At 65.3% G+C, this 22834-nt stretch carries 16 protein-coding genes and 1 pseudogene; 6 read left to right on the top strand and 11 right to left on the bottom strand.

The window, feature by feature from the left end; all coding sequences use genetic code 11:
* The first annotated feature begins 93 nt into the window (after nt 1–93).
* The 5 genes and pseudogenes from SSPN_RS47495 (at nt 94) to SSPN_RS0135860 (ending at nt 7316) form a co-directional block, all read left to right on the top strand.
* Entirely contained in the window at nt 94–1104 is a 1011-nt protein-coding gene (locus SSPN_RS47495) for a Rieske 2Fe-2S domain-containing protein (RefSeq protein ID WP_083822303.1), read from the top strand.
* 95 nt (nt 1105–1199) lie between these two features.
* The gene (locus SSPN_RS47490; RefSeq protein ID WP_192814561.1) at nt 1200–2201 is read left to right on the top strand and encodes a Rieske 2Fe-2S domain-containing protein; all 1002 of its coding nucleotides are present in this window, start codon (nt 1200–1202) and stop codon (nt 2199–2201) included.
* A gap of 98 nt (nt 2202–2299) precedes the next feature.
* Complete coding sequence (locus SSPN_RS0135865) at nt 2300–3352, top strand: terpene synthase family protein (protein WP_010314578.1); 1053 nt, start codon at nt 2300–2302, stop codon at nt 3350–3352.
* A gap of 367 nt (nt 3353–3719) precedes the next feature.
* Nucleotides 3720–4017 (top strand): annotated as a pseudogene (locus SSPN_RS61015) (IS30 family transposase); the annotation flags it as partial.
* A gap of 212 nt (nt 4018–4229) precedes the next feature.
* Nucleotides 4230–7316, top strand: coding sequence for a discoidin domain-containing protein (locus SSPN_RS0135860; RefSeq protein WP_010314577.1), 3087 nt, complete (start codon nt 4230–4232; stop codon nt 7314–7316).
* A gap of 374 nt (nt 7317–7690) precedes the next feature.
* On the opposite strand, the gene SSPN_RS0135855 is transcribed toward SSPN_RS0135860, so the two are convergent.
* Complete coding sequence (locus SSPN_RS0135855; protein ID WP_010314576.1) at nt 7691–8116, bottom strand: SsgA family sporulation/cell division regulator; 426 nt, start codon at nt 8114–8116, stop codon at nt 7691–7693.
* Nucleotides 8117–8895: 779 nt separating this feature from the next.
* Between SSPN_RS0135855 and SSPN_RS49645 the strand changes: the two genes are divergently transcribed.
* On the top strand, nt 8896–10845 hold the full coding sequence (locus tag SSPN_RS49645) for an eCIS core domain-containing protein (RefSeq protein WP_202798990.1): 1950 nt from the start codon (nt 8896–8898) through the stop codon (nt 10843–10845).
* A 50-nt stretch (nt 10846–10895) separates the two neighbouring features.
* Here the strand turns inward: SSPN_RS49645 and SSPN_RS0135845 are convergent, their stop codons facing one another.
* The 10 genes from SSPN_RS0135845 to SSPN_RS0135800 form a co-directional block, all read right to left on the bottom strand.
* A complete protein-coding gene (locus SSPN_RS0135845) occupies nt 10896–11759 on the bottom strand; it encodes a hypothetical protein (protein WP_010314572.1) in 864 nt (287 codons plus the stop codon).
* 9 nt (nt 11760–11768) lie between these two features.
* Entirely contained in the window at nt 11769–12410 is a 642-nt protein-coding gene (locus SSPN_RS0135840; RefSeq protein WP_010314570.1) for a hypothetical protein, read from the bottom strand.
* Between the two features lie 28 nt (nt 12411–12438).
* Entirely contained in the window at nt 12439–12777 is a 339-nt protein-coding gene (locus SSPN_RS0135835) for a hypothetical protein (RefSeq protein ID WP_143539588.1), read from the bottom strand.
* A 24-nt stretch (nt 12778–12801) separates the two neighbouring features.
* Nucleotides 12802–14889: an ATP-binding protein gene (locus SSPN_RS0135830; protein ID WP_010314565.1), complete on the bottom strand. Its 2088-nt coding sequence runs from the start codon at nt 14887–14889 to the stop codon at nt 12802–12804.
* Nucleotides 14886–17567, bottom strand: a complete 2682-nt coding sequence (locus SSPN_RS58050) for a hypothetical protein (RefSeq protein ID WP_010314563.1) — start codon at nt 17565–17567, stop codon at nt 14886–14888. Before SSPN_RS58050 ends, SSPN_RS0135830 begins: the two co-directional genes overlap by 4 nt.
* Before the next feature lie 4 nt (nt 17568–17571).
* A complete protein-coding gene (locus SSPN_RS0135820) occupies nt 17572–18747 on the bottom strand; it encodes a hypothetical protein (RefSeq protein WP_029536069.1) in 1176 nt (391 codons plus the stop codon).
* A gap of 25 nt (nt 18748–18772) precedes the next feature.
* Nucleotides 18773–19714, bottom strand: a complete 942-nt coding sequence (locus SSPN_RS0135815) for a hypothetical protein (protein WP_010314558.1) — start codon at nt 19712–19714, stop codon at nt 18773–18775.
* Complete coding sequence (locus SSPN_RS0135810) at nt 19711–20511, bottom strand: hypothetical protein (RefSeq protein ID WP_148272100.1); 801 nt, start codon at nt 20509–20511, stop codon at nt 19711–19713. The genes SSPN_RS0135815 and SSPN_RS0135810 overlap by 4 nt, the downstream gene beginning before the upstream one ends.
* Before the next feature lie 143 nt (nt 20512–20654).
* Nucleotides 20655–21569 (bottom strand): hypothetical protein, encoded by a 915-nt coding sequence (locus tag SSPN_RS0135805; RefSeq protein WP_143539586.1) that lies wholly within the window; start codon nt 21567–21569, stop codon nt 20655–20657.
* 84 nt (nt 21570–21653) lie between these two features.
* Nucleotides 21654–22808, bottom strand: coding sequence for a hypothetical protein (locus SSPN_RS0135800; RefSeq protein WP_143539585.1), 1155 nt, complete (start codon nt 22806–22808; stop codon nt 21654–21656).
* Nucleotides 22809–22834: the final 26 nt, after the last annotated feature.

Raw genomic sequence — 22834 nt, 5'->3', positions numbered from 1 at the left:
ATCCGTAGTTACACACCACCTGGATCACAAAACCAGCCGCAAGAAGCCAGCCCCGCATCACCTCCGCTTCCGTACCCCGATGGTTGGTTCTGTGTGGGATTCTCCACGGAATGGCTTCCTGGGGCAGTGCAAACACGCACCTTCATGGGAGAAGACCTCGTCATCTATCGCACCCGCAGCGGGAAACTGCGGGCGTCCCGCCCGTACTGCCCCCATCTCGGGGCGCATCTTGGCGCAGGGGGAACAGTCGATGGAGAACAATTGGTCTGCCCCTTCCACAAATTCAGCTTCGATGTGGATGGGAAATGCGTTCGGACGCCCTTCGGCCCGCCACCCAAGGCGTCCCTGAGCCTGGTCGAGATCACCGAAGCCTACGGAATCGTCTGGGCCTGGCATCACCACAACGGCGACGCTCCCTCCTGGCAACTGCAGGACCTGGACCTGGACCTGACCGGCGACCACGCCCCGGTGTTCCGAGGGACAGACATGGCGGGCCATCCTCAGGATGTATGCGAGAACTTCTTCGACTATGGGCACCTCCAGCCTCTCCACGGAGTCGAATTCCTCGGCGAGGCCTCCCCATCACGAGAAGACGGACCGTTCTACCACCTCGAGAGCAAGATCAATCGACGGCTGCCACTTCTCGGCGATCGGCAGCACCTAATAAGCGGGAATGTCATCGGTCTGGGCGGCATTTCCGTCATCATGGACCTGGCACAACTTGGCGTCCGTTCTGTCAATTGGGTGCTAGCTACCCCCATCACCCCTTGGCGTGTTCGTGTGTACCTAGCTGTCAGTTCACGGGTTACCTGGGGCCGTCACTTACCGGCCTTCTTGCGCTCCCAGGCCTCCAGCGGGGCGGCGCGGGCCGTCAGCTCCGGCATGCTCGTAGCTCTAGAGCAGGACGTCAGGCGTGACTTCCCGATCTGGCACCACAAGAAGTATGTAGAGCGTCCGAAACTTTCCCGCAAGGACGGGCTTATCGGGGCGTACCGCAAGTGGGCGAGCAAGTTCTATCCGCCGACCAGCCGGGGCACAGCCGGTACCCCGCTCGTCGCGCACCGGCCCAGCCTGCCGAATGGCGATCTAGAGAGGTGCAAATGAAAATCCGTAGTTACACACCACCTGGATCACAAAGCCAGCTGCAAGTAGCCAGCCCCGCACCACCACCGCTTCCGTACCCCAATGGTTGGTTCTGTGTGGGATTCTCCACGGAATGGCTTCCTGGGGTAGTGCAAACACGCACCTTCATGGGAGAAGACCTCGTCATCTATCGCACCCGCAGCGGGAAACTGCGGGCGTCCCGCCCGTACTGCCCCCATCTCGGGGCGCATCTTGGCGCAGGGGGAACAGTCGATGGAGAACAATTGGTCTGCCCCTTCCACAAATTCAGCTTCGATGTGGATGGGAAATGCGTTCGGACGCCCTTCGGCCCGCCACCCAAGGCGTCCCTGAGCCTGGTCGAGATCACCGAAGCCTACGGAATCGTCTGGGCCTGGCATCACCACAACGGCGACGCTCCCTCCTGGCAACTGCCGGAGATGGACCTGACCGGCGACCACGCTCCGGTGTACCAAGTAACGGACTTAGCGAGCCATCCTCAGGAGGTAGGCGAGAACGCCTTCGACTATTGGCACATCGAGCCGCTCCACGGAGTCGAATTCATCGGCGAGGCCTCCCCAGCACGAGAAGACGGACCGATCTACCACCTCGAGAGCAAGATCAATAGGCAACTGCCACTTCTCGGCCAACGGCAGCACGTCGTGAGCACGACAGCCTTCGGCCTGGGCGGCACTTGCGTCGTCGCCGACTTACCCGAATTCGGCATCTATGCTGTCAACTGGGTGCTACCTACCGCCATCGCCCCTTGGCGTGTTCGTCTGCACCTGGCCGTGAGTTCACGCGTTACCTGGGGCCGCAACTTGCCTGACTTCTTGCGCTCCCAGGCCTCCAGCGGGGCGGCGCGGGCTGTCAGCGCGGGCATTTTCAAAGCTCTAAAGCGGGACATCATGACTGACGTCCCAATCTGGCACCACAAGAGGTACGTGGAGCATCCGAAACTTTCCCGCAAGGACGGGCTTATCGGGGCGTATCGCAAGTGGGCGAGCAAGTTCTATCCGCCGACCAACCTGAGAACTCCATCGCCCCGCTCGGGAGTTGAGGACAGAGGTGATGTGCTCTCGCGTCCCAAGACCGGCTGATGCTGGCACGCGGGAGCCCGGGGGATCGCACCCCGGGCTCCCACCGAACGGAACGTGACGGTCTCCCATCATTCCGCTGAATATCCAGGAGTAACCCTATGCACATCGAGACCGACTACGGCATCGACGGCGTACGCCTCGTTCTGCCTTTCCCGTCGGAGGTCAGCCCGGATGTGGACCGGGCCCGAGAGCGACACTACGGTTGGGTGGCCCAGCACGGTCTGTGGCCAGACCGCAAGTCGGAGTACGCCTACAAGCACGCAGACTTCCCTCTGTTCATCGCGCACGTCTACCCCTGGGCCAGCGGCGAGGACCTCGACTTAGTCACCGACTGCGTCGGGTGGGCGTGGCTGTGGGACGACTCCCTCGACCGCCAAGCGCGTTTCCCGTGGACCGAGGACGTCCTGGAGGCCTACTTCTACGGCATGACCGACCCCTCCCGTGAGCCTGCCGAGGCCGTGGCCGTCCCGCTGGTTCACGCGTGGCGGACGCTTAACAAGAGGCTGCACGCCCGCACCTCCACGGCATGGCGGGCACGGCACGAAGCCCACTGGCGGGCCACCTTCAAGGGCTACCTCCAGGAAGCCCGCAACAACGCCACCGAGACCATCCCCACACTGGAGGAGTACTTCGACCTGCGCCGCAAGACCTCAGGGCCTGAGACCACGTTCGACTGGATCGAGGCAGCCGGACGCTTCGAGGTCCCCACCGCCATCCACGCCACCGAGGCGATGCTGCGATTACGCCGGGACGCGGTCGACCTCATCTCCATCAGTAACGACCTGGTCTCCGCGCGCAATGAGTGGAGTGAGGGCAACACCGACAACATCGTGATCGTCCTCGCCTACCAGGAACAGTGCACCTGGCCGGAGGCCGCCCGGATGGCCGAGTCGATCGCTCACTCCATCGTTGAGAACTTCCTGGCCACCGAGCAACAACTCCTGGCCTCCGACCTTTACCAGGCGCTAGCGCAGGACGAACGCGCAGATACTGATCGGTTCATCAACTGCATCAAACACTGGATCGGCGGCAGCCACACCTGGCACCTAGACTGCCCTCGCTACAAGGTACCCGCCACCCGCCCCCTCCAGGTCCCACCCAAGAGCACCAGCCAGCCCTCAAGGCACCCCGAAGTTTCCGGAATCCAATAGGCCTACGGCTCCGATATCGGGGTCGGGGGTATCCGGGATCTTCGTAGATGAGCCTTGGGTGAGCCGCTTTTCGGGCAGCCGAACCGTCGCAGATAAGTCACCTTCACCGGGCGGTGTCAACGGCACGAAATTTTGGGCTCTGTCTCACTTTCCGTGAAGCAGACATCGTCCCTGTTGCGGTTCGGATGTCATGTCTCGTGATGTTGCAGGTGAGGCACAGCGAATCGCGAGGGCGCGGTTGCGGTTTCACGGAAAGTGAGACAGAGCCGAATTTTGACCACTTTTCGGCACCTGGATTCCAGGGCCTGTCGCAACACGCCTGATCATGAAGGGCGTGTTGATGGCGAGGCGCACTGCGTGGCCTGCCCACGCGGCCAGGCTCACACTAACTTGGGACCAGGGATCGGAAATGGCCTACCACGGGCAGATCGCGCCACTGCTGCGCGAGGGTGTGTTCTGTCGCGCACCCCGGCAGCCCGTGGCAGCGGGGAACGAACCAGAACACAGACGGATTGCTGCGTCAGTACTTTCCCAAGCGCACCGACCTATCGGTCCACACACCCTCGGACCTGCAAGCAGTTGAGGAACGGCTCAACCACACGCCCCGCAAGATTCTGAGATGGCGGACACCCGCTGAAGTCTTCAACCTCGCGCTGCCATCATGAGCCCTGTCACCGTTGCGACGATCACGCGAAGCAGGTAGTGCGGTTGTCTGAAAACAGACAGGTTTGCCCCGCGGCATTGCCTCTCCACGCCGGAACGAACCAGAATCAGCTATTCGTCGCTGACAGCGTTGTCAACAGGGTGGAGAATATTGAGTATTGAGCGCTCTCGCCGACGGATTCTCCGGGCGTCCGGCGCAGGTGGGCTCGCGCTCGTGGCCGCCGGATTGGTGACGCCGATGGCCTGGGCACGGGCCGTGGCCGCGCCGATCGTTTCGCGGCGCCAGGGCGCCTCGGACGACGTGGCGGCAACTTACCTGAGGGTGTTGCTGCGGCACACGCGCTGGGCCGAGCGACAGTTCGACCGGGCCGCAGGAATCTACCCTGCCAAGGACTTCACGTTCGCCGTGGTTCTCGGCAACGCCGTCCTGCTGACCAGGAAGGGCTACGACGCGACGGTCGCTGGGGTCGAGCGGGAGGTGCTGCACCGGCACACCGTCGACACGATCCGGCACTTCGCCGCATCGAACGTGATCACCGGCGGCACCGAGTGGGGGCGCCGGCTGTACTTCGACACGACGTTCCAGTCTTATTTCCAGCTCGCCGGTCGTCTAATGTGGAGCGATCTGGACGATGCTACCCGGGCGAATCTAGACAAGATCGCGATCGGCCAAGCCGTCTACACGGCGGGGCTGGGCTCAGGTGACGACCCGCTGTCTGGTGGCTGGACGCCACTCGGATTGTCCGGTGGGCATGTCGGGGACACCAAGTTAGAGGAGATGGGCGTATACGCCCAGGCACTGACCCCGGGAATCGCTTGGGCGCCGGATGACCCGCAAGCCGTGGCGTGGCGTGCGTGGTTTGGTAAGTGGAGCCGCAACGAGACCGGCCTGCCCGTCGCGGACCTGGCCAACCCGTGTGTGGTGGACGGCGTGCCGATCTCGGCCAACACCGCCGAGAACTTGTACGACACGTTCCTGGTCGAGAACCACGGTTCGTTCGGCCCGCACTATCAGGAGGAGCTGTGGCGCACCTCCGGGCGCAACGCGATGCATTTCCTGCTCGCGGGGCAGCCGCTGCCGGAGGTGCTCACCGCTCAGCCGAACGGCGAGCGGCTGTGGCACACCATGCTGCTGATGGCCAGCGACGCGGGCGAACCGTTGATGCCGATGGTGGCGGACCGCGAACATCTTTACGGTCGCGACGTCCTCCCGCTCGCCTTCCGCGCCCAAATACTCGGCGACCGTTACGCCGCACGCGCCGAGGTGCAGCTTGCCGAGCGGCTCGAGCCCTACCAGGCGTACCCGCCGGCCGATCGCATCACGAAGTTCTCCGGTGAGCCGAAGTACGAGCCAGAGGCCCGCGCGGAAATCGCGATCAGCTACCTGCTGCACGAATGGCGCGCGAGTCACAGCGGCCCGGTGCAGGCGGTGAGCCAGGCCGAGTTCGACGCGTACGCGATAGGCGTGAGCGATTTCGGTGCGGGGCCCGGATTGATGGCGCACCGAACGTCTTCCGCGTGGACGGCGGCGGTGAGCAAGCCGGGCTTCGTCAAGTTCGCCTGGCAGCCCCATCACGACGACTGGCTGTTCGTCGTAAGCGGTGCGACGCCGATGCTCTTGCCATCGACGGCGCTCAAGACACTGAAGCGGAACGCCGCGACCTGGACGAAGGTGCGGGACGGTTTCGACGCGACCGCAGCCGTGCTGAAGTTCGACAACGGCTACGCCGGTTTCGCCACGCTTCCCTCGGGCGCCGCGGTATACGCGACGACCGGCTTGGCCTCGGGAGAGGGCGTCGTGTCGGTCTACAACCTCGACATGCCTGGCATTCCGGGACTGAACGGTAAACGCACTTACCACACCGCCGAGCGGACCGTGACCGTCCCGGCCGCTCCCGCACCCCCGCCCGGCGGCGGCCGGACCGACGAGGTCGTTTTCCCTGCGGTCACGGCACGCTACGTCCGGATGCTCGGTGTGCTACCGGATCCGACGTACGGCTATTCGGTGTTGTCCTTCGAAGTGCGCGATGGCACCGACGGGACCGACCTTGCCCGCGCGGGTACCGCGTTCGCCTCGTCAGCGTCGCCAGGCAAGGAAGCGAAGTACGCGACCGACGGCGATGCGACCACGCGCTGGGCGGTCGCCGCGGCCGATCGCCCGCGCGCCGACAGCTGGCTCGCCGTCGATCTTCGCTCGGCACAGCGGTTCGACCGCGTCATGATCGCGTGGGAGGCTGCGGCCGGACGGCGCTACCGCATCGAGACCTCGCAGGACGGGGATACCTGGACCGCCGCGGCGACCTACCCGCGACCGGCGGTCCGCACCAACGGAGGCTGGCTCAACGTCGATGGGCGTGCCGGGTTCGTCGTGACCGGTTCTCCGAACCCGATCATCGTCACCGGTGACCAGATCCTGCTCTCCGACGGCAGCGCGGCACCCCTGCAAGTCGAATGCCACCCGGATCCGCGCACCCTGGCCACTGCGGCGACGGCGCCGCGTCCGACGTCCAGTGTCGCCGCAGTGCGCACTTCCGTGCTCGACGGATACCTCGTCATGCTCAATCTGTCCGGCTCGGCGGTGCGCGGCACCGTCGCACTACCCGAGGCCGGGGGCGCCGTCTCGCTCTACCGTGGCGTTCAGGTGATCACGATGGCCGGCAGTGATCTCACGATGTCGTTGGCCGAAGCAGAAGGACGGGTCGAACCGGCTTGGTTTACCGTGCGCGCCGCCGAAGGGCCTCATCTGCCCGTCGGCTTGCAGGCGACCGTCGCCGACGGCGCGACACTCCGGCTCACGGCACCCGCCGGACCGCCACTGCGCCTCCAGGTGCAGCCCGCCGGGGAGCCACCGCGCCAAGTGGCGGTGCCGGGACGCCGCACGGTGACGATCAAGGCCCGCAACACCCGACCCTACCCCCTGGATGATCTCGCCCTGGGGGCCACAACGTTCCCGACCGAACCGCTGCCCCCTGGGATGTCCGCACCGAGCGCAGCGGTCGACGGCGACGAGCGGACCTCCTGGCACCCGGGCCCCGACGGCCGGATGGTCGTCGACCTCGGCGCGGTCTGGCAGCTCGGCGAGGTCGAACTGACGTGGACCGACGGGCTGTCGCCCGCCGTCACCGTCGAAACGAGCACCGACGGGCGTACGTACACGCCAGCGCCCCCACCGGCCTCCCGCAGGAGCACGACAGTGCGCTTGGCCGGTGCCGCGCGTTACGTGGCGATCCGGGTACACGGCGGTCATGCCGGGGACGCCGAACTCACCAGGATGAGGGTGCGACCAGCAAGGTTCGGTTAATCATGTGGTCGGCGACGGCGACAAACTGGATTCGGCGATCAGCGTCTGGCTGCGCGCACACCCGGCCTGCGAGGACGACGCCGCGCCTGAGATGGTTCCCGTGGACGGGAAAACTGGATGGGATCGGAATCAGGGGACACCCCCTGATGATCTCCCAAGCGACACGGCTGGGGACCTGGATTTCAGGATCACAACGGCTTTTAGCGCGGTGCAGCGACGTATTCGACGGCGACGAATTCCCGCATGCAGCGCTGCGCCTGCGCTGGGTGGATTCCCGGCTCGGAGACGCAGCGTGGCGGAGTCTTCAGGTGTTCAGCGCCGCCAGGTTCCCCAGCCAGCCGCCTGGCGTGCGGCGCTTCGGGAGAACCGGGCCATTACAGGTTGTGCGAGAGCAACCGGCTCAGCGCCTCGTCGACGTTCATCCACCGGTGTTCGTCACCGGGCGCGACCACGTCGTAGGTGTCGTTCACGAAGTCCGCAAGCTGGTCAGCATTCACCTCGAAGGTCGCCTGCCCAGACGGCGAGCTCATCTCGATCATGACCAACGTCGGATCGTCCAGTCGGGGGCGGATGCGCACGTCGCCTTCGCCTGCCTCGGCGATCAGCCCGTCGGCCAGCAGGTCGCGGGCGATCACCCAGTCCACCTGACCGTCCGTGCCCACGTTGAGCTTCATGGAGATCTCGTACGGATTGCGGCTGTCGTACCGCAGCTGCACGCCAACTGGCGCGATCACTCCCGCCGGGGCTACCAGGTTGAAGATCATGGTGGCGAGCACCGTGCCGTGATCGTTTGCCATCATGTCCGCACTCCCAAGCATCGGCTTCCCATACCCTCATAACGAAGCATGCCCGCCCTGGGTTCATACCTTCTTCACGAAGTCTTCAGGCCCCTGCTCGCCCGGCAAAGGCGTGACAAACACGTTCGCCATGCTGCGCCTGCTGCCGATGAGCGACCGGGACAAGGACGCCGAGATCCTGACCTTACGCCATCAGATCACGATCAAACCAGGGCCGAATCCGCTGCGGAGAATCGGTGCTAATCCGTCGTGTCATGCCGGATTGGTGAGTGAGCGCGTCAGCGAACAGAGTCACCGCCTACGCCCCGCTGAACAGGTGACGGATGTTCCGTACTTCCGGTGCCCGATGCCATACTCGAACGTGCGATCAGGACCTGTGTGTGCAGCTTCCCCGCGACGTGTTTGGTCGCCGACAGTGCGGCCAGGTAGCAGGCCCGGCGCAGGGCGCCGTGATAGCGCTGGGTGCCGTTGACCAGCGTGCCCGGCACCTAGACGACACGCTGCCCAGTGACCAGCAGCCGCTCCGGCACCAGTCCTGCGGCTCCGGCGGTCATGTGCACTGCCCGCATCCCACCCCCGTGGACGTCCCTCCCCCGCCAGCAAGTCCATGACCAGCGACCGAGCGCAGATCTCACTCAGCGGCCAGGGCATCCAGAACCTTTCGTTCTGACCATCAACAAGATTTTGGAGTCACGATGCGGGTCCGGCGGCGTCTTCAACGGCAGGAAAGACAAGTGGTACCGCGCTCGCGTGGCCGATCGGGAATCACCCAGGCCGACACCATGATCCTGCGCCACGCGCTCGGCCCGGTCCAACGGGCTCCCGACGGCAAGGGGCAGCTCTCGGCGGTGCATAACGTGCTGAGCTCGCCCGGCCATCAACTGCCCGACGCGGTGCGCACCGACATGCAGGCGAGGCTGGGCGCTGACTTCTCCGGCGTGCGCGTCCACACCGGCCGTAGAGCACACGACGCGGCCACGTCGGTTCAGGCCAACGCGTTCACTTCGGGATCGCATATCGTTTTCCGGGAGGGCCACTACGACACGTCCTCGAACACCGGACGGCATGTGCTGGCACACGAGCTGACCCATGTGATGCAGCAACGCGCTGGCTCCGTGTCCAGCACGAACATAGGAGCCGGCCTACGGGTCTCCGCCCCTGGGGACAGCTACGAACGGGCAGCGCAGGCCAATGCCACGCGGGCAATGAACGGTCACGCACCGCACGCCGCGACCACCGGACGTCCTGCCCAGCCAACGGCCATTCAACGTGCCGTGGGCTTCGAGTTCGAAGCGCAGTGGAACGTGCGAGAACCCTCGACGGATACTGAGAAGACCACCTACAGCGAGGCCGAACGCGACTACGACCGGAAGGCAGGCGCTCCGCTGCTGGCCCACCTGCTCACATCGGAACCAGCTGAGGCTCTGGAGAAACTGGGCTTTTCCAGCGACGCCAAGCTGAGCCTCGTTGCGGAGCTGAGCCGCGTTGCCCAAGAAAAAGGTCCGGTTCTCAATGACGGCAAACCGACCGAGTCCGGCCTGGAATGGCTGGCCCGTGCACGGGAACTCGACTTTCATCGCTATCGGATGGCGTTGACGAGGTTGAATCTGGATCGGCTGCAAAGAAACGAGCTCGGCGAGCCGCCGTTGCCCGGAAAGAACCTGAGCAAAGGCGAGCACGTTATCGATGGTGACCGGTTCGCCCTGACCGCTGACAGTAGCCCCAGCGGTGGCTCGAACCTGGAGTGGGTTACCGCTCCCCTTAACAGCCGCGGCGAGGTGAAACGGGTCATGAACGCGGTCGTCGAGATGATCCGCACTCTCAACCGCCGCCAGCAGGACAAGGAGATCCCCGTACGCGAGATCGACCCGGCGAACCCCAAGCCCGACCGCGTGATCTACCCGGACGGCCAGCCGCTGATGTTCGCTCCGCAGGCTACCGCAGGCCTGGCACTCGGCCAGATCGGCGACATGGTCGGCTACCTGACCGGAACGCCTGCGCCACGGCACGCCGGTTTGTTCACCCTCGACAAGCCATACATGCAGCGTGCGGCGCAGAACGCCGCCCGTGAGGTGCACGACGTCTATGGGAATACCGCGGGCACCAAAGAACTGGTCGGGCTGGTGACCCTGCTGTGCAACTACCTCGCTAAGGCCGACAGCATGGGAAAGAAGGCCAACTCCAAGACGATCGCGGGCGTGCTGATGTCGCGGACCGACTTCGCCCACAACTTCCGCCAATTGCCGGAACCGCTGCGGAACCGCTATGAGAAAAACCCCGAGGAGTTCGTCTCGCTGGTCCTCGAGGCAGCCGGGACGGACCACAACGTGCGAGTTTTCCCGCAGTCTGTGGAGCGCGGCACAGCAGGTGACCGGACGGAGACGACAGTAGAACTCGCCCGCGGCGACTGGCTCCGAAACATCGTGCGCGGTGTCGACCTGCTGAAGAACCCCAAGAATTCCACGCTTCGCCCGGACTTCGCCGGAGCCGAGGCGATCCACGCCTCGCTCGGCGCTATGGGAACTACTGCCGACAAGGTGGGGCCGTCCAACGCGCAAGTCACCGCGATCATTGCCGAGTTTCGACGAATCACGGACCATCAGAGCGTCGAGCAGCTCCAGCCGCTGGCGCTGGCAGCCTACGAGCTCGTGGACGGAGTCAACAAAGGCCGGATACCGTCCTCATCGAGAGTCCTCGACATGTTGCGCGGCCTGCTCGCCCGACGCAGGTGAGCTGGCCGTGGCAGCGTCCTACTGATCTTCGAAGTCGGGAAAGACATCGCTCAGTGTGGCCAGGCTTGACTTCTTGGCCATCGCCCTACGCTGATTGAGCGGCACGAGTGCGTGCTGCTCACCGGTTTCCCGTAGGAGGTCAGGTAGGAACCTCTTGTCTTGAATCCGGTCACGAGCTCGGTGAGTGCCTGGTACTGGTGGTTGGAGACGGCATTCATCACTACGAGCCGGTCATTCGGGCCCGCCGCCAGTCCCTTCAGCAGGTTTACGGCCTGCTTGTCCAGTTCTGATGTGGTCAGCAGCGGTGCGTGTGCATTGACGTGAAAATGGATTCCGCTCTCCGAACTGCTCAACTCCTGAACGGGGTCGTCTCCCCCGGTGTTGAAGTTCACGGCGATGACAAAGAACTTCTGCTGCTCGGCTTCGGCGAGGAAACCCGGACGGATCTGCGTGCCCATGTCCAGCTGCGGCTGCCCGGTGGGGTTTCCCCAGGCGCCGGTAGGGTTCCCCACGCCGATCCCCAGGTATACCAGGCGCGGCCGACTTGTGGCGGCCTTCGCCGTCACCTTTTCGACCGCGGCGGTGATCGTGGCCAGATCCTCCTGGGCGATCGAGCGGCCGAACGTGCCGCCGTCATCGGTGGGATTGTTCCAGGGTTGCTTGATTTCCCACTGTCGTTGCAGGACCGGCCCACTGACCTGGCCAGGCGCCTTCTCCGGTGCGAACATGCGTTGCACTGGAACGGGCGGCTCGAAGCGGCCGGGGGTGTTCGGGACATGCCGGGTGGTATCGAGTACGTGGATCGCGGCACCGGCGAATGCACCGCCGTCGACGGTGGCGGTTGAACTATCCCGCGTTTCAGGAGTGGCGATCGACCGGTCGTCTTTTTTGAGTTTCTTGGCGCGTGGCGACATCTCCCCACCTCAGGAACTTTTGACGTAGGCGCAAAAGAGCTTGCCCACGTGCGCGGCGACCGTGATCGGGGCCGGTGAGAAAAAGGGTGTCTGCCGGTCGGCGCTCCAGCCGAGACCGTCGCTGACACTCCAGTAGATCCTGGGGTTGTCCGGATTTTCGCCGTCCACACCCCGGTGGAAACAGTGCAACACCCCCGCGAAGACACACAGCGCCGGATCGGGACCGCAGGCGGTGTTGGGAAAAGTATACTCGCTGCTCCATTTGGCCGATAGGAATGTCCGCCAGATCAGCGGTCCGGTCGGGTCCTCGCCGGTGTGGACGTACCGCACCGCGCCGCGGTAGCACGCGGAGGCCACGATGAATTTCCGGAGACTGGGCCGGGTTACCGGCAGCGCCTGGTACGCCTCGGTCTGAGATTTCAGCTCGGCGAATCGTTGATCGTCAGTCTCCGCGTTGACAGCCACCTGCCCCGCTTTGCCTTTTTCGTCAAATGTCAGCACCTTCTTCGCGCTTTTTGTCGAGAACAGCAGGTTCAGTTTGTCCTGCTGGACAACCATTGCCAGATCGGTTGGATCGTCCGCATCGCCGACCGGTGTTTCAGGTGACCACGAGTTTCCGTCGAAGGTGAGCCAGACCAAGGTGTTCGCCATGATTCACTCCTTCCGCTTGCGGTGACGATTATTTCTTGGGTGTGCCCATGATGCCGATGGCGACAAAGCTGAACTTCCGCGCCAGCGGCAGGCCGTTGGGCGCCCCGGTGACGATCTGGAACTTTTGGGGTGTCACCCATCGAATCACCACATTGGACAGCGTGTTCGGCGTGATCGTCGGATCGTCTTTGTCCGGATGGATCTGCGTCGCGACCACGGCTGGTGGTTCGGTGAAGATCCATCCGGGCAGGAAGGTCACGGTGATGATTCCCGGCTTGCCAGCCAGCTCAGCGGTGAATCCCTCTCCTGCCACCGGTTTCCCGTTCGCGCCGACCGTTCCGGCTACGAAGTTCCCGTACATGGCCACCTCCTAGACTTGTCACCGGAAACGTCAGTCCTGGGCTGTCGTTTCCGCTTCTTTTCCGGCTACGGCGAGCAGATCCTGCGTCACCCAGTCGTAGAACGTCTCGCCGAAATCCGCCGGGCTGATCGCGAGACCGAGCTTCCGGTACTCTCGGCCCACCGACACAACCAGGTCGTGCAGCCCGATCGAGGTGGCGTCCTGGTCGGCGCCCAGTACCCGGAACGCCGCGTCCAGCACGACGTTCCTGATGTCGCCACCAGAGATCGGGAACCGCTTGGCCAGTTCGGCCAGCTCGGCGGGGTCCGGCGGGGTGACCGACGCGGGGAACATGCCCGACCAGATCCGGCGTCGCGACTCGGCGTCGGGCAGCGGAAAGTCCACCACGGCGTGCAGCCGGCGCAGCAGTGCCGGTTCGACGTTCTGCCGCAGGTTCGTCGCGAGGATGACCGCCCCGCTGAACTCCTCGACGCGTTGCAAGAGGAACGCCATCTCCATGTTCGCCCAGCGGTCCCGCGACTCGCGGACCTCCCCACGCTTGGCGAACAGGGCATCGGCCTCGTCGAAGAACAACATGGCGTTGGTGCGCTCGGCATCGTCGAAGACCTGTTCCAGGTTCTTCTCGGTCTCGCCCACGTACTTGCTGACGATCGCGGCCAGGTCAACGCGGTACAGATCCACGCCCAGACCCGCGGCGAGCAACCGGGCGGCCGTGGTCTTTCCCGTCCCCGGGACACCGGTGAACAACGCGAGAACGCCGGTGCCCAGACCGAGCCGGACACCGAAACCAAGTTCGTCGACTACCCGGCCGCGCGCGGCGATCCTGATGGCGAGGTCGGTGAGCTGGCGGCGGTTTCGGTCGGGTAGCACCAGGTCGTCCAGGGTCGTCCCGGCGCTCGGCGGCATCCGGCGAGCGAAGGCGACCAGGCCACGCCCGAACTGGCGGCGGCAACCCTCCTGTAGGTCTGTCGTGTGCAATCGGGCCGGACCCGGTGATCGCAACCGGGCCAGTCCGGTTGCGGTCTCGATGGCGGCGCTGATCTGGCCGGGGGTGAACCGGAATGTCGCGGCCAGCGTCGCCGCGAGATCGTCGGGGTCCGGGGCCGGTGCGGCGAAGGCCGCCGGTGGTGGCAGCATCGCCCGCCACCACCGGCGGCGGTCCGGGAATCCTGGGATACCCAGCTCGATGCGCAGAAACCGGCAGGAGTGCTCAGGCGGATCCCACTCCGTGTCGCCGACCAGCAGGGTCAGCCGCGGATAGGCCGCCGCGGCGTGGGCGAGCACGGCCCAGTGGTCATGCTCCCTGCTGGTCACTTGGTCGATGCCCGTCCAGCAGACGATCGCGTCACGCAACCGCGCTTCCCGGTAACACAGCCGCACCACGTCCGGCCACTGCCCGGTGAGCGCGGCCCGCGCGTCGACGAACAGCAGGGTCGCGCCGGCTTCCGCGCAGATTGCCGCCGCCAGTGTCCGGCGGCCGGCGCCGGGTCGCCCATGCAGTAGCAGCATCGCCGGTTCGCGTTCCACCATGAGGGAGCACAGGGCCGCGGCGCGGTCGTGATCGGGCATCAGGGCCCCGGCGGGGCAGGGCGCTGGGGCCGCTTGCCTGACGATCCCGGTGAGCCGGCTGTCCACCAGGTCCGAGCCCAGCAGGTGACGCATGATCCGATCGGCGAGCCGCAGTTCACCCGTGGGCTCCACGACGACGAGGCCGTGGGCGAGGAGGGGCCCCTCCGCGGCGAACACCAACCACGTCTCGGCCATCCCGGCTAGGTCAGCCGCGACGGTCCGCAGCGCGAGTCCCGCAGTGACCGGGCCGTCGGTCAGGTCACTGACCAGTCGCCTGCTGTCGGCGTCCACTTCGGACAAGAGGCACAGCAGCAGCGCATCCCGTTGGTGGGTGTCCAGCCCGAAGGTGTCCACCAAGGCGGGTAACCGCAGTTCGACGGTTGATGCCGCCAGCCGCTTGCCGATCAGGATCGCCATGTTCCTGGCCTCGCGGCGGTGGTCCGATTCCTCGCCGGACTCGTCCTCGGCGCATGCCCGCAGTAACAGCTGTATCCGGGCCAGTTCCTGCCGCAGATGCGTGAGGCTGTCGGGGTATCCTTCGTCGGTCATCGCGCACCGATCCGGTAGGTCACGTTCCGCCTGCCCAGCCAGGGCACCGCCGCGATGGGCGCGTCGTGTCCGGCGAGGTGCAGGATGACGTCGAGTGGGCCGCCGGTTAGCTCGACCACGACCTCGTTCTCGGTCAGCCGCACAGTCCCGGCCCGGCACAGGAAATGGCCGGCCAGATAGCCGGGGCTGGACTCGGCGAACTGGCCAAGCCACCGCGACCAAGCCCGCAGCACGGCGACGGCAACCAGACCGACCGTGGCGTCGGCCGACGGCACTCCGAGCAGCCCATCCGGTAGTGCGTCGGCGGGATCGCTGTCCAGCGTGATCCGCTGGGCTTGCGCCGCGAGGATCACCGCGTCACGGACCTTCGCGCAGCGGTCGCCGTCGGCCTGCCGCCACAGTTCCAGCAAGGTGCCCGGTGACTGCTCGGGAAGCCCAGCGAACACGTGCGCGGCCGGATCGCTCGGGTTGGTGCCCGTCAGCCGGGCGGCGACGGCCAACAGTGTTGCCGAGAGGCCGTCCGCGAAACCGGCGCGCGTCAGCAGCGCGGGCAGGCGCAGGTCCGACACGGAGCGCAGGAGCAGCAACACTCCCGCGTTCGGGCTGGTCACGATCTCGTCGGGCCTGTTCACGGCCGTCATCGTCAACACGCGGGCCAGCTCATCCGACTCGGCCGACCCGTCAGGGTTTCGCCAGGCGGCCATCGCATCAGTGACCACCTGGATGACTGTGGGCTTGCCTGCCCAGTCCGGATGTTCCGCGATCAGGGCGGCGGTGAGCAAAACCGTCGAATAGTGTCCCGGCCCGGCGGCTCCGATCCGCTGTCCGAGCTCCACCGCCCCGGGTGCGTCGGTGAGCAGTCGGCGTGCCGCGTCCCGTACCTTTGCCGCCGGTGGCCCGCCCGCCGCCGGGGTCGTCATGGCTGGGCTCGGAGTGGCTGGGGTCGGCGCCGCTGGGGTCGGCGTCGCTGGGGTCGGGATGGCCGCCGTCGGGATGGCTGGCGTCGGCGCGGCTGGAGCCGGAGTGGTTCGGCCGAGCTCGACCGGAACTCCGCCCAGCCTGTGCGCCATCGCGACCCTCCACTCGGCGAACACGCTGTCCTGGGCGCGAGCGATTGATCCGGTGCGTAGCAGGGGAACGCCGTGGTCGGCAAAGAACGCCAAGACGGTGCTCGGTGTTTCCCCGCCAAGCTCCGGCCGTATCGCCCCGGCGATTGGATCGTCCTGGTTCGCCAGAACGACAGCCGGGCGAAATCTGGTGAAGTCCGGGAGCAGAAGTGGCGAGTTCACGTTCACCACCGCGTACGGTATATTTTCCGCTTCGCGCCGCTCTCTTTCCGCTGCGCGCATCACGTCTCTCGGCACCGAAGGCTCATTCTCCGGCGCAGACGGCAGATTTTCCGGCACGTAAGACAAATTCTCCGGCGCGGACGGCAGATTATCGGGCAACGAAGGCTCATTCTCCGACGCAGACGACACATTTTCCCGGACGGGCTGCACATATTCCGGAATGGGAGGCATGTTTTCCGCTGTGGACGGCGCAACGCCGCCGGATGCGGTTTGGTGGTCACGATCGGCAGCCATATCGGCGGCGAGTGCCGCGCCAAATCCCAGCAGCACCGGTGTTCCGCCCAAGCGAACCGCTATGGCGGCGAGCCAGCCCTCGACCATCGTGGTCACAGTGGACAGTTGCTGATCCGGCGTGCCTATCAGTGACAATCGCCAGTCGTGCCCAGGTGTCCCACGGGGGAACACCAGGTTCAACTCCATCCCCAACCGCGAGAACGGCCACGAGCCCGCCACACCAAACGGCGAGTAGGTAGCCGCGACCGAGAGAGTGGCATCGGATAACCAACGATCAAACTGGGTGACACCGAGTCGATTGAGTTCCCACGGCACCCGGGCGCGGGCCGCCTCCGGCAGCAACGCCCCGGTGCGGCGCAGCAAGCCTCGGAGTCCGATTCGTCGCAGCACGCTGAAAACGTCGTCGGCGAGCGCCGAGGACGAATGCCAACGACCCAGCCGCCGGACGATGTCCTCCGGGAGCACCACCCCAAGAGTCCATAGTGTACTGAGATCGGCGATGCGAACCCCGCCCGACCGAACTGGTTCCTTTGGTGTCGGGTCAGTGGGAAGGCACCACTGTTCGGCCACTGCGGTGTGGGCATCATCATCCAGCACGCTCAGGACGTCCGGCAGTGTTCCCTGCCGGTGCAGGGCCGCCAGAACCGGACCGGCGGACGGGCCACGGATCGCGTCGAGCACGGTGACATCAGGCGGACGGTGGCCGGAGGGCGCCAGTGGCCGGTAGTACCAGCGGCCAACCGCTCGGCCGTGGACATGGTCGGCGAGATAGCGTGCGGTGTAGTCGGCTTGGTCGGCGAACCGCATCACCTTCATCCCGTCCTGCCCCTCGTCGCCGATCGCGCGGATGATCGCTCCGGCGAGCGCTTCGGCCCAGCGACGGGCGAGGTCCGGCGCGTCTGGGTCTAGTACGCAGTCGGATCGGATGTCACGGCACACGTACACGGCCTCGCCGATACCGGTCAACGCCGTCAGCGCCGTGTCCAGCGCGCCAGGCAGGGTTGTGCGGGCGATCTGATCGAACGCCCGAGCTGCCGCGGAATCCCGCTGGCCCACTAGGTACTCGCAGTGCAGCGAGTCGATCCGGCTGTCCATCGCCTCAGCCCTGCGAGGAGAGACGCCCGGCCAGCGCCCGCGCGGTATCTGGGTAATTCGTGAGCAGGCTGGTGGCCAGGGCGGCGAGGATGTTCTGGTCGGCGTCGAGCAGGGTGGCTATGGCCAGCGGCAGGTTCGCGTCCTGCGACCCGCCGGTGACACCGTCCATGCCGCCCCGGACGACCAGCGTCCCGTCCACGGTCACTGTGCGATCGGAGCCAACGGTCAGGCAGGGCAGAAACTTCTTCTCCAGCTCCGACCACGCTCCGACGGTCAGGGCCGGCTTGTCCTTGCCTGCCGGCAGTTCAATCCGAAGCTCACGAAAACCGTTGTTGTCAGCCAGGTACATGCGCCACGGTTGCGCATCGGATTCTCCGGTGATCGGCTCAGCGAATCGAAGCGTTCGAGCCGCGAGTTCGCCGGGCACGGTAAGTCCCTGGGCCACCGTGACTCCGTCGTCGGCCACAGTAAGGTCCGGAACCTTGCCGGACTCGAAAGTGTCCTGGTCGCCTTCCTTCTTGATCTCCACGGAGAACCGGTCCGGACCGACGTTCACCGCTGTGGTCTTGGCGGGGTGTTCGACCCTCGCGGCAATGACTCGGACATAGCGACGCTGACCGGGGTCGATGGTGAGCTGGGGATCGGTCGGGTTGGTGGTGATCCTGGCCAGGAACACCGGCCATTTCTTGGCTGCCCTGGGCGGTAGGCAGGTGGCGTCGAACGACCAGTCACACTCGGGCACCAGCGGTGGCTGGTCTGGATTCGGCGGCTCGGACGGCTTTGTCACCTGCTGCACGAAGGGAACCGGTTCTTCCGTCCAGCGGGTATCCCGCTGGTCCGGATCGAACGCCTTCGGTGCCGGGTCGCTCGACGTTTCCTGATAGCACAGGAAAAGGTCATAGGTGAACGCGCTGTCAGTTCTCGGCTTGACCTCCGCCACTACGGTGGGGTTGGTAAGCACGAGTTCCCGGCCATAACCGTCCACAGCGAATCCCGGTTGAATGGACACCGTGTTGTTGTCCTGCGTCACTGTGAGGCCGGAAGCGATTCCCCAGGCATGGCCCGAGATGTTGTGCCGCCTGCGCATGGCGACGTGGTAGTCCTGTTCGTCGGTGAAATCCTGCAGCCGCAGGATCTGGTCGTCGTAATACTGCACCCGCTTGATCGAATCGCTCGACATGGTCACCTCCGGTGCGTCAGATCGGTCACGACAGGTCAAGGACGCCGCTGGCCTGGCACAACACACCACCCGGCAGGACACCGAATGCTATCGCCGTGACCTTTTCCGCCTCGCCGTCAATTTCGGCCGGAGTCGTGATCACGCCCTCTGCTTTGAGAAACGGCTGACATGGAACCGGCTTCGGTTTCTGGCTGTCGACGACCAGCACGATAGTCAGGGCGCTGATCAGCTTCGAGGAGAGATTGACGACCGTGATGTCCGCGGTGATCTGGTTGCGCTCCGCACCATTATCTTGCTTCCGCAGCGAGACACCGAGGGCCGCAGCGTTGGTGGAGGAACCCTCCGGGTCGGCGTGGACTATCGGACCGCGCACCCTGAGCCGCCCGCGTACGGCGGTATTGCCACCCGCATCAACCGTGAGCACCGGGACGAAGTCCGATGAAGACTCCGATGAAGACATCGTGCCAACGACGAACCGGCTCCGGTCCACCGCGCCGGGTATGAGCGGCGGCTCCAGCTCGATTCGTAACTCTTGCCCCTCGGTGCTGTCGGGGCGGTAGCAGTTCCACGGCCGAGCCTGGGTCTGTAGCCGCTCCAGCGAGCCGATCTCCGCCTTGCCAGTGGTCACGTCCTGGGCGTTGAGCCCTCCGGCCAGCTCGCATCTTCCTGCGGCGGTGATGGCCAGCAGCTCTCGAACGGCACCGTCAGCACCACTGACCCGGAAGGCGAATACGGGTTCGAGCGCCATTTCATGGCCTGCTGGGCCACAGACCGCGGCAGCGACAACCCTCGTGCCGGTTCCCGGTTGCTGTGATTCGTCGAAGGCCGGGTTGCCGTCGTGCAGGTTGAACTCGTGCTGGCGCCGCTTTTCCACCAGGTAAGCCTGTTCGTCCACTAGATCGCAGGTGCGCAGAAACTGCCCTTCCAGGTAATGCGGACGTTCGGGCGGCGTCGCGGATCCGTTCATGGCAGTGTGCCGATCTTTTTCAGGCCCACTACCCACGGTGTGTGCCCGCCTGGCGGGATGGCGTGCCGGACCTGAACGAGATCGCCGGAGCCGACGGTCGGGAAAAGGGTCCTGACCTCGGCAACGGTGGCCGGATTCCATTCGGCCCATTCGGCTACGACCACGCCACCTGCGGTGAACATGGCGGTCGCCTCACTCAGCCCCCGGCCATAGGCATCCGTCGGTAGCCTCGTGCCGCCCGGCGGTCCGTGCAGCATCCTGCGCACGGTCATGTCGACCTCCGGCTCACCGTGCGCCCCAACCACCACCTGGGCGAGAGTCAACCCCTTGCCGGTGGGCGGCTTGTCCGCGGCGGTCCGCAACATGTCGGCCGCCCACCAGCCAAGCAAGTGGAGGAAGTGGCCGGGCAACTCACCCCACGAACCGTTGATCCACTCGGGATTGAAGCAGGCACCACCAGGCGGATTCGTCGTGACGCGATTGTTCAGCCAAACCCGCAGCGCCGCCATTTTTGTGAGGTCCAGGTTCGTTGCATCGGCGATGGCTTCGTTCACCACGGCGCGCGCGTTTTTCGCCGGGCCCACGGTGATCTCGACGTCCTCGGTTACCAGGGGATGATCCTTGTCGCCGCTTTTCGTCTCCGCGTAGGCGATGCTGACGTCATATATTCCCGGTGTCGGATCGAGGGGCACCTGCCGATCAGCGACCAGCACCAGGTCTTGCCCCGTCGGGCTGATCGCGTAGCCAGGGCCGACCGTGACATTGCCGGATGTTGCGGAGACGTTGAGTCCCTGCACGACACCCCAGCCATCGCGCTGCCCGGCCAGCCGCCTGACCGAGGTGACCCACGAGATGATCCTGTTGAGATCGTCACTGGTCAACACCTGTCCACAAGCGAACGTTGGATACACCGATGCACTGCTGGGCAAGGAGTCTGTGGTCATGAGGTCACCGCCGCGCCAATCTGGAACCAGCTGTCGAACACGCCACCGGGGACACCATTGCCACTCGGCAACTGACCGCCGAGATGACTACCGTCGACCGGCAGACCGTTCTCGTCGGTCAGGAAATCGCAAAGCAGCGACACGTACACCCAGTGTCCCACCGGGACAGCCGGAACCGGGTAGGTGATGACCTTCCTGGCCGTATCCAGTTCCGGTGATCTCCCATCTGGACAGGGCAGTCTTTTCCGGTCCGCGAACGGGCCCGTAGCCGTTTGGACGAGGAAGGTGTTCGGGGAAACGCCATGCGCGGTGGCGTGCAGCGGACGCTCGAAGCGCACGACCAGATCGCGCAACTGTGATACCCCGTTATGCGGCCAGTTCACCGATGAGATCCGGGTCAACCGGCCTGGCGGGAACAGGGTTTGCCGTACGGGTTCGACCGTGCAGGGTTGTCCGTCGCCAACATTGCGAACGACGGCAAGCGGAATCAGGTCCCGGTCTTCGTTACCCTGGTCGTCGTACCAATCATTGGTGATGATTTTCTGCCATCGTGTGCGGTCGGTGACCCACACGGGTTCCGCGCTTTCCCGCACCCGGTTGTACTCGGACTTCGGTGCGTCGGCCGATGCAATGGATACCGGCGGGACCGGTTCGGTCGTTTCCTCGTGATAGCGGATACACAGCAGTGCCGGCAGGGAACAGAGCGACACGTCGACGTCCGGCTGCTTGCCGCGAACCACCTCCCGGCCGTGTCTGTCGAGCCCGACGCCGGGGCCGACCCGCACACAGGTCGACGAGACAGCACTGACAACCAGCCCATCGAGGATTCCCCAGCCGTGGCACAACCGGTTGTGTGCCCGGTGAACCCGCAACGAATAATCTGGATCAGCGGCGAAGTCTCTCGCGGCCATCGCCTTCCCGGTGAAGTACAGGTTGCGTTCGAGTTGCTGTGTGGTCAGGGGATCAAAGGTGCTGGGCATTACCGGGCTGCCACCTCAATTCATCGTCGCGGCGGGCAGAGAAGGAGGAGACACAATGGTGTTGACACCCACGATGGATTGCGCTCCGACCACGACCCGGCCGGACACCGCACAGAGTTCGTAACTGGCGGTGGCCGGCCGTTCCGCGTCGATCAGCGCGCGGACCGCGTCCCGGACACCCTCGATCTCGAGCCAGGCCGACGGCAGGTAGACCCGGAAGTGGTGCCCGGTGGTCATGACGGCAGCGGCATCCTTAGCCGGATCGCCCACACCAATCAGCTTTGCCTTGCCCACCTGGGAATAGGTCCCGATCCGCAGCCGGCCGACCGCTTCTGCGCCCCACAGCTGGGTCGGGCCGCACAACACCGCCCGGTCGGGTCGGCAGAGGATGAACCAGCCGCCTACCGCAGGCTTTCCCTCCAGCAGCACTGGAAAGTGAGTGCGCCCGACGTTGACGCCGGTGAGATTGGTCAACAGTGCGACCAGCAGTATCCGCAACGCCGCCGGGGTACCCCTGATTTGCATGGCCGCGACGCCCGCCTGAAGCATTCTGCGTTCGCGTTCGTAACGCACGGTTTCCGCCGCGCTGGTGGGGCCCGTGGACAGTGCGATGCCGAACCAGCTCGCCAGAAACCGCATGGGCACCCCGCCCGGCACGGCACCGAGATCAAAGGATGCCGGCAGATCGCGGATGCGGGCGATGATCGGATCCCATTCACCGCCCAGCGCGCCGAAAAAACGCTCCAGCAGATCCCGGCTCTCGTCGTCGGCGCGGAACACCGCAGGAAGGAAATCCAGCCACGTCGCCTTGGGATAGTGCACCCGCATCGCGTGGATGGCGAGGGTACCGCCGGTCGGCCGCGTCAGGCGCAACCGGACGGCGAGATAGCGGCCCGGTCCGGACCGTACCGGCCAGTCGACGGTGTGCGCCGCCAGGTCGTTCGGTGCGTGGTGATGGCCGCTTCTGGTCCAGTCGCCCTCGTCGATCTGCCAAGGTGGCTGGTGAAACGATGCAGTCTCCACTGTGGCCACGCTCTGCGCAGGCATGCTGGAGAAGTCCAGTTCCACCCGGTCCCACGCGCACTGGTCGATCCGGCTGTCCAGTACCAGGCTGGTCCAGGTGCCAACAGTGTGGGTCGGTACCACCGTCAGGTCGCCGTGGTCGGACACCTGATCCCGGGTCGCGGTGCGCCATC

The sequence above is a fragment of the Saccharopolyspora spinosa NRRL 18395 genome (assembly GCF_000194155.1).
GTDB classification, from domain to species: Bacteria; Actinomycetota; Actinomycetes; order Mycobacteriales; family Pseudonocardiaceae; genus Saccharopolyspora; species Saccharopolyspora spinosa.
This window is presented reverse-complemented; position numbering and strand designations above follow the sequence as displayed.

Bases quoted from the DNA above. Each gene is read 5' to 3' on its own strand.
- SSPN_RS0135865 (WP_010314578.1), top strand. From the start codon at position 2,300: ATGCACATCGAGACCGACTACGGCATCGACGGCGTACGCCTCGTTCTG.
- SSPN_RS0135855 (WP_010314576.1), bottom strand. From the start codon at position 8,116: ATGATGGCAAACGATCACGGCACGGTGCTCGCCACCATGATCTTCAAC.
- SSPN_RS49645 (WP_202798990.1), top strand. From the start codon at position 8,896: ATGATCCTGCGCCACGCGCTCGGCCCGGTCCAACGGGCTCCCGACGGC.
- SSPN_RS0135845 (WP_010314572.1), bottom strand. From the start codon at position 11,759: ATGTCGCCACGCGCCAAGAAACTCAAAAAAGACGACCGGTCGATCGCC.
- SSPN_RS0135840 (WP_010314570.1), bottom strand. From the start codon at position 12,410: ATGGCGAACACCTTGGTCTGGCTCACCTTCGACGGAAACTCGTGGTCA.
- SSPN_RS0135830 (WP_010314565.1), bottom strand. From the start codon at position 14,889: ATGACCGACGAAGGATACCCCGACAGCCTCACGCATCTGCGGCAGGAA.
- SSPN_RS58050 (WP_010314563.1), bottom strand. From the start codon at position 17,567: ATGGACAGCCGGATCGACTCGCTGCACTGCGAGTACCTAGTGGGCCAG.
- SSPN_RS0135820 (WP_029536069.1), bottom strand. From the start codon at position 18,747: ATGTCGAGCGATTCGATCAAGCGGGTGCAGTATTACGACGACCAGATC.
- SSPN_RS0135815 (WP_010314558.1), bottom strand. From the start codon at position 19,714: ATGAACGGATCCGCGACGCCGCCCGAACGTCCGCATTACCTGGAAGGG.
- SSPN_RS0135805 (WP_143539586.1), bottom strand. From the start codon at position 21,569: ATGGCCGCGAGAGACTTCGCCGCTGATCCAGATTATTCGTTGCGGGTT.